Below are 11,196 nucleotides of genomic sequence, written 5' to 3'. Positions count from 1 at the left end.
GGCTGGGATCCGAGGCGGGCACGAACATCCGCCGCACGAAGGCTTCGACCGCCGACCTGAAGTCTTGGCGGAACGGCCGGACGAATTCCTCGATCTCCGCCGGCGTCCTCACGCCGCCGAGCGTGCTGTACGTGTCGACCCAGACGAGTCCGGCGACCCGCCCGGGCAGAGCGAGCGCAGCCTCGACGATCACGTCCCCTCCCATCGAGTGGCCGATGAGGACCACATCGGCGAGGCCCAGCTTCTCGATCACGGCCACGACATCGCCGCCGAAGGCGGGCATCGTCCACGCCCGGCGTCCGCCGCTCGACTCCCCGTGCCCCGCGAGGTCGATCGCGACGACCTCGTGGCTCCGGGCAAAGTGCTCGATCTGCTCGCTCCAGTAGGTTCGGTCGCACGACCAGCCGTGCACGAACACGAGCGGCCGCGCGCCCTCCCCGACGACCTCGAAGTGCACGGGGATGCCGTCGGCGGAGCGAGCGATCTCCTTCATCGCGCTGCTATTTGGCGACCTCGACTGCCCGGCTCTCGCGGATCACGATCACCTTCACCTGGCCCGGGTACTCGAGCTGGTCCTCAATCTCGCGGGCGATCTCATGCGAGAGGAGGACCGCGGCGTCGTCATCGACCTCGGTCGGCTCGACCATCACGCGAATTTCGCGGCCGGCCTGGAGCGCGTAGGCCTTCGCGACGCCGGGTTTTGCTGTCGCGATCTCTTCGAGTGCACCGAGCCGCTTGATGTAGTGCTCGAGGCTCTCGCCGCGCGCTCCGGGACGTGACGCGGAGATCGCGTCGGCCGCGATCAGAAGCACGGCCTCGACCGTCTGCGGCTGCACTTCGTAGTGGTGGGCCTCGATCGCGTGGACGACGCCCTGGCTCTCGCCGTAACGCTTCGCGAGCTGCGCCGAGATGATTGCGTGCGAGCCCTCGACCTCGTGAGTCATCGCCTTCCCGATGTCGTGCAGCAGCGCGGCCCGCTTGGCGGTTTTCACGCTCGCTCCCAGCTCGCTCGCCATGATTCCGGCCAGGTGCACGACTTCGAGCGTGTGCTTGAGGACGTGCTGCCCGTAGCTCGTCCGGTACCGCAGCTTGCCGATCACCTTCACGAGCTCCTCGTGGAACTCGCCGCACCGGGCCTCGAAGACCGCCTGCTCCCCCGCCTGGCGCACGTGGTCCTCGAGCTCGGCCTTCGAGAGGTAGTACATCTCCTCGATCCGCGCCGGGTGGATGCGCCCGTCCTCGATCAGCTTCTCGAGCGTCAACTTCGCGATCTCGCGTCGGATGCCGTCGAACGACGAGAGCACGACGGCGTGCGGCGTGTCGTCGACGATCACGTCGACCCCGGTGAGATGCTCGAGCGCGCGGATGTTGCGCCCCTCGCGGCCGATGATCCGTCCCTTCATGTCGTCGCTCGCAAGCTCGACGACGGTCACGGTCGTCTCGGCGGTGTGGCTCGCGGCCACGCGCTGGAGCGCGTCGGCGACGAGCGCGCGCGCCCGGCGCCTCGCCTCGCCGCGCGCCTCCTCCTCCATCTGGCGTACGGAGCGAGCGAGCTCGTGCCGTACGAGATCCTGCGAGCGCTCGAACATCGCGCTCTTCGCCTCGCCGAGCGTCATCCCCGACACCCGTTCGAGCTCGTGCAGAGCGCGTTCCCGGACCTCCTTCTGCTCGTCCTGGAGCTGCTTCAGGTGCACTTCCCGGTCACCGATCCCCTGCTCGCGCCGCGTGACCTCGACGAGCTTCTGGTCGAGCTCCGCCTCGCGCTGGGCGATCCGCTCCTCGACCTTGGCGATCTCGACGCGCCGGTCCTGCACCTCGCTCTCGACCTCCGCACGGAGCCTGACAGCGCCCTCGCGCGCCTCGACGTGCGCCTCGCGGCGGATCGTCTCGGCCTCCCGCTCCGCATCGGCGACGAGCCGGCGGCGCTCTTCCTCGCTCCGACGCACGCCCGACGCGCTCGACGCGCGCAGCCAGACCGCGGTCGACACCGCCCCCACCCCGAGTCCGACCAGCACCGCGATCACCGTGAGCATCTCCACTCCTCCAGGAGCCTGGTTTGTCCGCGGCGAAGCCGCGGCTGCTCACATCCGAAGCCCCCTCCGCGCGCGGGGATCCGGTACCGCTGCGTGTCGCGCTAGGCCGGCGTGCCCTCCCGCAGGCACGCGTCGCGTGCCAGGTCGTATGCGAGGTGGGTGGCCGACACGAGTGTCACGGAATCGATCGAGTTCGGAACTACGCGTTTGCAGGGAAAGTCCGGATGAAGCACGGTCATCCTAGCGCCCCGCTCTCGATATCCGCAACGAAGGCCTCGAGCGCCTCCTCACCGAAGCCCCGCGATGCGAGGTACCTGAGCGTTTGCGGGGTCGCGCCCCTCCTTGCGATGATGCGCGCGGCGCGATCCGCCTCCGGGTCGAGCGCGACGACCGCGTCCCGCGCAACATGCTCGTCGACTCCCTGGCGCTCGAGGTCGGCAAGAACGAGGAGATCCCCGGCTCCGCGCTCGGCGAGCTGACGCGCCCTCGTCGCGGCGAACCGCGCGTCGTCGACGAGGCCGGAGCGCTCCGCGCGGCCCAGCACGTGCTGGCGCTCGGCAGCGGCCACCCCCGCGCCGGCGAGTCGTGCATCGAGCGACGCGCGCGACCGGTCGTGCCGAGCAAGAGCGCGGAGCGCCACACTCTCGGCCCGCTGGCGCCGCAACGCCCGTGCGAGCGCTCGCGCGCACGAGCGGTCCAGTTCGCGGCCGACCGCGAGGCGAGCCTCCAGCACGGCTTCAGGGGGCAGAGTGCGCCACGGCGCGCCGTCGAGCTCCACGGCGACCTTGCCGCGCACCTCCCGCAGCGCGGTCACAATCGGCATGCGGCTCCCGTGATGTCCTCGCTCAGACCTCCGCCGTCACCTCGTCGAGGACCGGCTCCACCTCGGCCGCAGCCGCGGCCGCCGCCGGCAGAAGGCGCGCCGACACGATCTGCTCGGGACCGGCATCCGCCTGGATCCGCGCGAGGATCGACTGGACCAGATCGGGGTTCTCGGTGAGGAACGCCGTCGCGTTCTGACGTCCCTGTCCGAGGCGCTCGTCCCCGAAGGAGAAGTACGAGCCGGACTTCGTGACGATCTTCCGTTCCAGCCCGACGTCGAGGACCGTCCCCTCCCACGAGATGCCCAGCCCGTAGATGACGTCGAACTCGGCCTGCTTGAACGGCGGCGCGACCTTGTTCTTCACGACCTTCACGCGTACGCGGTTGCCGATCGCCTCGGTGCCCTCCTTCAGCGTCTCGATGCGCCGGATGTCGAGGCGGACGGACGCGTAGAACTTGAGCGCGCGCCCGCCCGGCGTCGTCTCGGGCGAGCCGAACATCACGCCGATCTTCTCGCGGAGCTGGTTCGTGAAGAGGCAGATCGTGTCCGTGCGGTTCAGCGTCCCGGCGAGCTTCCGGAGCGCCTGGCTCATGAGCCGGGCCTGGAGGCCGACGTGGCTGTCCCCCATCTCGCCCTCGATCTCCGCTTTCGGCGTCAGCGCCGCGACAGAGTCGACGGCGACGACGTCGACGGCGCCGGAGCGAATCAGGAGCTCCGCGATCTCGAGCGCCTGCTCGCCCGTGTCGGGCTGCGAGACGAGGAGCTGGTCGATGTCGACGCCGATGCGCCGGGCGTAGGTCGGGTCCATCGAGTGCTCGGCGTCGATGAACGCGCAGATCCCGCCGCGCCGCTGTGCCTCGGCGATGACGTGATAGACGAGCGTCGTCTTCCCCGAGGACTCGGGACCGAAGATCTCGACGATGCGCCCACGCGGGAGCCCACCGATCCCGAGAGCGAGGTCGAGCGAGAGCGAGCCCGTGGAGACCGCGCCGATCGACACCTGTGCGGCGTCGCTCATGCGCATCACCGAGCCCTTGCCGAACTGTCGCTCGATCTGGCCGAGCGCGACGTCGAGCGCTTCCTCCCGGTTCATGCGATTCATCCTCCTGCGTTCAGCGAGACGCGTTCGAGCACCTCGTACCGGGCGCCGGACGGGTGCAGTCGAGATAGGTAAGCAGCCGCATCGGACGGAACGAATGTTCCCGTCTCGGGGAGCGGCGGAGAGAGCCGCGGCCGCGCGCGGAACCGCAGCACGGTGACGTGCGGCAGCCACGGCCGCGACTCGGGACGGTAGACGCCGAGCGCCTCGAGCCATCCGTGCAGCCTGCCCGCGAGGTCCGTGGCGGCGCCGGCGTCGTCGTCGAGCACGAGCATCCCCACGCTCCGTGTCTCGCGCCAGCGGGACGGCTCGAGCACGATCTTCCCGTCGACCTCCCCGACGGCCGCGCGGAGCGCTCCGACGATCGCGGGAAGCTCGCTCGCGGGTCGGCTCCCGAGAAAGGCCAGCGTGACATGGAGCTGCGCGCGCGGCACGATGCGCCCGCCGCGCAGGTGCGCCTCGCCCCACGCCTCGAGCACGTCGACGGTCGCGGCGGGAAGGTCGAGCGCCAGGAAGAGCCGCAGGCGGTCATCGCCTCCGACGCTACCCGCCGGGGTCATACGTCTTCGTGCCGACTTCGTGTCAGGACGCGACGCGCGAGGTGGAGCGCCGCGACGGTCGCGCGCGAGCGGATCGTGTCGCGGTCGGCCGGGAGCGAGAAGTGGTGTCCGTGTTCGCCGTCGGGCGCCGAGACGTGGTGGTAGACGAGGCCGACGGGCTTTTCCTCGGTGCCGCCGTCCGGCCCCGCGACACCCGTGACTGCGATCCCGACGTCGACGCCGAGCTGCCGGCGGACGCCGGCGGCCATTGCCGCCGCGACTTCGGCCGAGACGGCGCCGTGCTCGGCGATCAGCTCCTCGGGCACGCCGAGCTCGCGAGCCTTCACGTGGTTCGCGTACGCGACCACCCCGCCCGCGACGACGTCGCTGGCGCCGGGGACGTCGGTCAGGCGCGCCGCGACGAGGCCGCCGGTGCACGACTCGGCTGTCGCGAGCGTGTACCCCCGGGCGCGGCAGAGCTCGAGGACGAGCTCTGCGACGGAGCGCTCGTCCTCGGTGAAGAGGTACCGGCGCAGCGGCTCGCGTAGCGCGTTCGCGACCGCGTCGGCGCGCTCCTCAGCGCCCGGCTCGACGACGAGGTCGACGTGGATCTCGAAGTCGCGTGCGCAGATCGTCGCCTCGACGCCGCCGCCGTCGCCACCCGCCTGCGCAAGCGCCTGCGCCACCGCCGACTCGCTCGCGCCGTAGAAGCGGAGCACCTTTCGACCGGGTGGCGACGTGCGCGCGAGCACCGACTGGAACGGCTTGCTCGCGACCGCTGCAGGCCACAGCCGGCGGAGCTCGCCCGGAGGGCCGGGCATCACGACGTACACGCACCGCTCTCCTTGCAGCACGAGCCCGGGGGCGGTGCCGGCGATGCCGACGACGACGGCTCCGTCCGGGACGGTCGCCTGCTTCGTGACGCCCGCCGCGAAGTCGGCGTACGGCCGTCGCAGGCGGTCGGCAATGGCACGCGAGACGCCCTCGATGTGCTCCTCGAGCCCGGGGTCGACGCGCAGCGCCGCTCCGGCGACGCGCGCGACGAGCTCCACAGTGCGGTCGTCGTGCGTCGGCCCGAGACCGCCCGAGACGAGACACACGTCGGCGTCGGAGGCCGAGCGCAACACTGCCTCCAGGTCGGCGGGATCGTCGCCGACGATCAGGATCCGCTCGGGCGTGAGGCCGAGCGACAACGCCTCTCGCGCGTAGAAGGGCCCGTTCCGGTCGGTTCGCTCGCCGCGCACGAGCTCGCTGCCCGTGACGACGATCGCCGCGCGCGGTCGCGCGCTCACCCGCTGACGGCAGTCGCCCCGGAGAACGTCACCGCCCCGTTCGGGTCGAGCCGGTAGCGCGTGCCGTCGACCTTCACGACGACGTTGGCCGGCTTCGCCACCGAGATGGTGAGCTTCTTCTTCGTGAAGCGCTGGAACTGGCCCTTCTCGATCGTCCCCGTGTAGAGGGGCTTGCCGGAGCCGCTCCGCACCTCCATGAACGACGGGCCCTTCACCGCGCGCACGGTCAGCACGATCTGCTGCTGCGTCGAGCGCGACGCGGCGACCCTCGGCGTCGAGGCGTTGATCCCCTCGACCTGTGGGTCCTCGTGGCCGCCGAAGCGCCATGCCGCGATGACGAGCGCCGTCACCAGCATGATCGCGGCGAGCGCGATCCCGACCGTGCCGGACTCGCGCCGGTCGCGGCGGCGTCGCTGTCGACCCACCGGAACGCGGGGCACGCGCGGCGAGCCGAGGTCATCCCCGCCGACGTAGCGCGAGTTGTATTCCTCGACGTAGAGCCGCCCGTCGAGCCCCAGCGCGTCCGCGTAGACCTTCAGGAAGCCCTTCGTATAGGCATGACCGGGAAGCTGGTCGAACCGCTCCTCCTCGAGCTGGCGCAGGTACTTGGCCCGCACCTTGGTCCGTGCCTCCAGCTCCTCGAAGTCGAGGTCCTGGCGGATGCGCGCCTCGCGCAGGCTCGAGCCGATCTCGAACACGAGCGGCCCAGTGTAATGGGAGGCTCTACCGCTCGCCGAGATACGTGAGGATCCCGTAGACGGCGAGCGCGACGGCGCACGTCGCGGCCAACGCGATCCCGAGCACACCGAGCGCTCTCCCGACACGGGCCGAACCACGGCCGCCCGCGCGCCCGAGCCGCACGTCGTCGTGCCGCAGGGCGCCACGTCCGAGCCCGATCGCGACGCCGCCGAGCACGACGGCCACCGGGATGGCGAACCCCGCGTGCAGCAGCTCGTACGAGCCCGAGTAGCGCGTCGCGAGGATCGCGACCGGCATCGTCGCCGTCGCGAGCAGGCCGACGAGGAGGGCGGCGACGGCGCGGCCGTTGCCCGAGGTCCGTGCCTCGGGGCCCGGCGTGACCGCCCGTGCCGCCACTACTGCTTCTTGTACGGTCGGCCGACCGCGGCGGGCGGGATCGAGCGCCCGATCACGCCCGCGACCGCGATCAGCGTGAGGACGTAGGGCAGCGCCTGGAAGAGCACGGAGGCGGATTGCGAGTACTCGGGCAGCCGTTGCGCGAGCGCACTCGAAAAGCCGAACAGGAGGCAGGCTGCGGCCGCTCCGAACGGCCGCCAGTTGCCGAAGATCAGCGCAGCGAGGGCGATGAATCCCCGGCCCGCCGTCATGTTCTCGTTGAACGAGTTGACGAACCCGATGGAGAGGTATGCGCCGCCGGCCGCCGCGAGCATGCCCGAGAGTGTGACGGCGCCGTAGCGCACGCCGTACACGCTGATCCCCACCGTGTCCGCGGCGCGGGGATGCTCGCCGCACGCGCGGATGCGGAGCCCGATCGGCGTCTTGAACATGATCGCCCACGTCAGCGGGACGAGGACGATCGCGATCCAGATCATCAGGTTGAGGCTGCCGAAGATGTCGCCGACGAACCCGTCGCCGAGAAAGCCCAGGTGCACGTTGGGGATGCTCGGGATGTCGGTGGGCGTCCCCTCGCTGCCGTAGATGTCGATGAAGAGGTATCCGGTCAGGCCGACGGCGAGGAAGTTGACCGCCGTTCCGCTGACGATCTGGTCGGCCTGGAGGTGGATCGCCCACACCGCGTGGACGAATGCGGCGGCGCCGCCGGCGAGGATCCCGGCGAGGAGGCCGAGCCACCACGAGTCGAGCTTGTCGGCGGCCATGATCCCGAAGAAGGCGCCCATCAGCATCATCCCCTCGAGGCCGATGTTCACGACGCCCGAGCGCTCGGAGAACATCCCGCCGAGCGCGGCGAACGCGAGAGGCGTTGCGAAGCGCAGCATCGCGGCGAGCAGCGCCGACCAGACGACGACGCTCTCGAGCTTGCCGACGGTCGAGAGCGTCGCGAGGAATGCGATTCCGAAGCCGAAGAGCCCGGCCGCGATTGCGAAGCCGCCGAACCGGCGCTCGCCGCGGATCGCAATCCCGATGCCGAGCATCACCGCGATCAGCGCGAGCACGAGGCTGGGTACCCAGGACCGAATCGTGAGCGGCGGGAGTGCCAGCCACGCCGCGACGATCCCGACGACGATGCCGACCCACGCCACGCGGCGCAGCGCGTTCGGCATTCTGGCCGCGACGGGGAGCGCCATGCTCGTCATGCCGACAATCCGCTCCGGCGAAGCCGCCGGAGCAGCCAGAGGACGATCAGGTCGGCCCCGACGAACAGCACGACGAGACCCTGGATGAGGAGCGTCAGGTTGAAGGCGAGCTCCGGCTGGAAGATCTCCGGGTCGAGGTTGCGCGTCGAGGTGCCCGTGACGAGCGAGCCGAACAGGAGCGCGGCGAGGAGGACGCCGACCGCCGTGTTCCGGCCGAGGAGCGCGACCGCGATGCCGATGAACCCGACCTGGCTCGTCTGGATGTCGCCTGTTGCGAGGCGGAACTGCCATCCGAGCACGTCGATCGCGCCCGCGATTCCGGCGAACGCGCCGGAGATCGCCATCGCGAGGAAGTAGTTGCGTCGCACGCCGATGCCGCCGTAGCGGGCCGCCTCGGGGTTGAAGCCGACCGCGCGAACCCCGTAGCCGAGCGTCGTGCGGTTGAGCAGGGCCCAGTACACGACGAGCGCGACGATCGCGAGGAAGATCCCCGTGTGGAGGCCCTGGAGCAGCGGGTCGCCCCAGAGGATCGGGAGCTTCGCGCTCTCGACGATGTCGTTCGAGATCGGGACCGAGGACTGCGCGTCGTTCTGGAGCGGGCCTCCGAGCCCGAAGAGGAACGACCCGATCCAGATCGCGATCCAGTTGAGCATGATCGTCGAGATCACCTCGTGGGCGCCGACGGTCGCCTTGAGGAACCCGGCGATTCCCGCCCAGACGGCGCCGGCGAGTGTCGCGACGACGATCGCGAGCGTGATGTGCAGCAAGGGGTTCATCCCCTCGAACGACGAGCCGATCCACACGGCCCAGATGGCGCCCACGATGTACTGCCCCTGCCCGCCGATGTTGAAGAGCCCGCAGCGGAAGGCGAACGCGACGGCGAGGCCGGTGAACACGAGCGTCGTCGTCACGATCAGCGTCTGCTGCAGGTTGACGGCCGCGACCGACTCGAAGTCGTTGACGTTCCACGGGAACCAGACCTTCGCGTCGCTCCAGGGCAGGCCGATCTCGTGGTTCCCGATCTCGAAGAACCATGAGAGCCCCGCACCGTCGAAGATCGCCCGGTACGTCGTGAGCGGGTTCTTGCCCGTCGTCACGAGCACGACGAGGCCGCCGACGAGGAACGCGAGCACGGTCGTCAAGAGCGGCGCGAGGATGCCTTCGGCGCGCTGGGCGACGCCGTAGCGCTCGATCCACGACGTCTGGAGCTCCGGGCCGAGACCCGACGGGTCGACCCCCGGCGGCGGCGCCGCGCCGCCCGCGTCGGTGCTCACGCCGCGCGCTCCTCGGTCCGCCCGCCGCCCGTCATCGCGACGCCCAACTGCTCCTCGGTCGCCGTCGGCGGGAACTCGCCGGCGATCTCGCCCTCGTACATGACGAGGATCCGATCCGAGAGCGAGAGGACTTCCTCGAGCTCGAGCGAGACGAGCAGGACCCCGCGGCCCTCGTCGCGCTCTTCCAGGATCCGCCGGTGGACGAACTCGATCGCACCCACGTCGAGGCCCCTCGTCGGCTGCGCGGCGATGAGCACCCGCGGGTCGCGGTCGATCTCGCGGGCGAGGATCACCTTCTGCTGGTTGCCGCCCGAGAGGCCGCCTGCGGGCGTCTTCGGCCCGCCCCCGCGGACGTCGAACTCGCGGATCAGCCGCCGTGCCCGCTCGATCAGGCGAGAGGGCGAGAGCCAGCCGAACCGGGAGTCCGGTGCGCTGCGGTAGTCATGGATGGCGAGGTTCTCCGCGATCGAGAACTCGAGCACGAGCCCGCGTCGTTGCCGGTCCTCGGGGATGTGGCCGAGGCCGGAGTCGAAGTGGTCCTGGACACCGAGGCTGGTGACGTCCCGTCCCTCCACGACCACCGTCCCGGCGTCGACATGCCGGAGCCCCGTCATCGCGTCGATCAGCTCGGTCTGGCCGTTGCCGTCGATCCCCGCGATGCCGATGATCTCCCCGGCGCGGACCTCGAACGTGACGCCGCGCACCTTCTCGATGCCGCGGTCGTCGAAGACGTGGAGGTCGTGCACCGAGAGAAGCGGCTCGCCGGGCGTGGCCTCCGTCTTGTCGACGCGGAGGAGGACCTCGCGGCCGACCATCAGGCGTGCGAGGCTCGCCTCGGTCGCGCCTGCGGCAGGGAGAGTCTCGATGAGCTTCCCGCGCCGCAGGACCGTGATCCGGTCGGCGATCTCCGCCACCTCGTTCAGCTTGTGGCTGATGAAGATGATCGACGTCCCCTGCTCCGTGAGCCCCCGGACGATCTCGAACAGCTCGCGCGCCTCCTGGGGGGTGAGAACGGCGGTCGGCTCGTCGAGCGCGAGGATGTCGGCGTTGCGGTAGAGCGCCTTCAGGATCTCGACCCGCTGCTGCTGTCCGACCGTGATCTCGTCGATCCGAGCGCGCGGGTCGACCTCGAGCCCGAAGCGCTCCGAAAGCTCCCTGACGCGCTCCTCGGCGGCGCGGAGGTCGAGCAGCACGCCGTCCCGGACAGGCTCCTGGGCGAGCACGATGTTCTCGGCGACCGTCATCACCGGGATCAACATGAAGTGCTGGTGCACCATGCCCACCCCGGCGTCGATCGCCGCCCGCGGCGACCCGAGCTGGACGCGTTTGCCCTTGATCCGGATCTCACCCTCATCGGGGTGGTAGAGCCCGTAGAGGATGTTCATCAGGGTGGACTTGCCCGCGCCGTTCTCGCCGAGCAGCGCGTGGACCTCGCCCTCGCGCAGGTCGAAGCTGACGTCGTCGTTCGCCACGGTGCCCGGGAAGCGCTTCGTGATGTGCTCCATCTCGAGGACGACCGGCCGCTCGGGCATGCGGGCGATCATAGTCTGGCCCCCGCACGGCAGGAAGCCGTTGGGGGAGCCGGGCGTGCTGCCGCGACAGCGCCCTACGGGCGCGCGATCTCGAGGTCGCCGTCGGCGATCTGCTTCGAGACGTCGTCGAGCTTGGCGATCAGGGCGTCGCGATCGGGCGCGTTCGCGCTGACCTTGCCGTAGCCGATGCCGTCGTTCGCGACGTCGTACAGCGTGTCGCCCCCACCTTCGAAGTCGCCGTCGACGATCTTCTGGATCGAGTCGAACACCGCGACGTCGACCTTCTTCGTGGCGCTCGTGAGGATGTAGG

11 protein-coding genes and 1 pseudogene are annotated in these 11,196 nt (G+C 70.5%); all 12 read right to left on the bottom strand.

The window, feature by feature from the left end:
• A partial coding sequence (locus VNM44_RS10195) for an alpha/beta hydrolase (protein WP_325625768.1) occupies positions 1-493 on the bottom strand: 493 nt, incomplete at its 3' end.
• A gap of 7 nt (positions 494-500) precedes the next feature.
• Complete coding sequence (rny, locus tag VNM44_RS10190; RefSeq protein ID WP_325625767.1) at positions 501-2,033, bottom strand: ribonuclease Y; 1,533 nt, start codon at positions 2,031-2,033, stop codon at positions 501-503.
• Positions 2,034-2,268: 235 nt separating this feature from the next.
• Complete coding sequence (locus VNM44_RS10185; RefSeq protein WP_325625766.1) at positions 2,269-2,856, bottom strand: regulatory protein RecX; 588 nt, start codon at positions 2,854-2,856, stop codon at positions 2,269-2,271.
• Between the two features lie 22 nt (positions 2,857-2,878).
• Positions 2,879-3,958, bottom strand: coding sequence for a recombinase RecA (recA, locus tag VNM44_RS10180; protein WP_349258029.1), 1,080 nt, complete (start codon positions 3,956-3,958; stop codon positions 2,879-2,881).
• Positions 3,955-4,515, bottom strand: a complete 561-nt coding sequence (locus VNM44_RS10175) for a 2'-5' RNA ligase family protein (protein WP_325625764.1) — start codon at positions 4,513-4,515, stop codon at positions 3,955-3,957. The genes recA and VNM44_RS10175 overlap by 4 nt, the downstream gene beginning before the upstream one ends.
• Positions 4,512-5,786, bottom strand: a complete 1,275-nt coding sequence (locus VNM44_RS10170; protein WP_325625763.1) for a CinA family nicotinamide mononucleotide deamidase-related protein — start codon at positions 5,784-5,786, stop codon at positions 4,512-4,514. The genes VNM44_RS10175 and VNM44_RS10170 overlap by 4 nt, the downstream gene beginning before the upstream one ends.
• Positions 5,783-6,484: a RodZ domain-containing protein gene (locus VNM44_RS10165; RefSeq protein ID WP_325625762.1), complete on the bottom strand. Its 702-nt coding sequence runs from the start codon at positions 6,482-6,484 to the stop codon at positions 5,783-5,785. Before VNM44_RS10165 ends, VNM44_RS10170 begins: the two co-directional genes overlap by 4 nt.
• A 25-nt stretch (positions 6,485-6,509) precedes the next feature.
• Positions 6,510-6,881, bottom strand: a complete 372-nt coding sequence (locus tag VNM44_RS10160) for a hypothetical protein (protein ID WP_325625761.1) — start codon at positions 6,879-6,881, stop codon at positions 6,510-6,512.
• Positions 6,881-8,080, bottom strand: coding sequence for an ABC transporter permease (locus tag VNM44_RS10155; protein WP_325625760.1), 1,200 nt, complete (start codon positions 8,078-8,080; stop codon positions 6,881-6,883). The genes VNM44_RS10160 and VNM44_RS10155 overlap by 1 nt, the downstream gene beginning before the upstream one ends.
• Complete coding sequence (locus tag VNM44_RS10150) at positions 8,077-9,354, bottom strand: ABC transporter permease (RefSeq protein WP_325625759.1); 1,278 nt, start codon at positions 9,352-9,354, stop codon at positions 8,077-8,079. The genes VNM44_RS10155 and VNM44_RS10150 overlap by 4 nt, the downstream gene beginning before the upstream one ends.
• Positions 9,351-10,886, bottom strand: a complete 1,536-nt coding sequence (locus tag VNM44_RS10145; RefSeq protein WP_325625758.1) for an ABC transporter ATP-binding protein — start codon at positions 10,884-10,886, stop codon at positions 9,351-9,353. The genes VNM44_RS10150 and VNM44_RS10145 overlap by 4 nt, the downstream gene beginning before the upstream one ends.
• 74 nt (positions 10,887-10,960) lie before the next feature.
• Positions 10,961-11,196 (bottom strand): annotated as a pseudogene (locus tag VNM44_RS10140) (BMP family ABC transporter substrate-binding protein); the annotation flags it as partial.

The sequence above is a fragment of the Gaiella sp. genome, assembly GCF_035558935.1.
Lineage (GTDB): Bacteria > Actinomycetota > Thermoleophilia > Gaiellales > Gaiellaceae > Gaiella.
Note: the sequence above shows the minus strand (reverse complement) of the source record. Positions and strands in the feature narration are given on the sequence as shown.

Coding starts and splice junctions, on each gene's coding strand:
- VNM44_RS10185 (WP_325625766.1), bottom strand. CDS start 2,856: ATGCCGATTGTGACCGCGCTGCGGGAGGTGCGCGGCAAGGTCGCCGTG.
- recA (WP_349258029.1), bottom strand. CDS start 3,958: ATGAATCGCATGAACCGGGAGGAAGCGCTCGACGTCGCGCTCGGCCAG.
- rny (WP_325625767.1), bottom strand. CDS start 2,033: ATGCTCACGGTGATCGCGGTGCTGGTCGGACTCGGGGTGGGGGCGGTG.
- VNM44_RS10145 (WP_325625758.1), bottom strand. CDS start 10,886: ATGCCCGAGCGGCCGGTCGTCCTCGAGATGGAGCACATCACGAAGCGC.
- VNM44_RS10155 (WP_325625760.1), bottom strand. CDS start 8,080: ATGACGAGCATGGCGCTCCCCGTCGCGGCCAGAATGCCGAACGCGCTG.
- VNM44_RS10175 (WP_325625764.1), bottom strand. CDS start 4,515: ATGACCCCGGCGGGTAGCGTCGGAGGCGATGACCGCCTGCGGCTCTTC.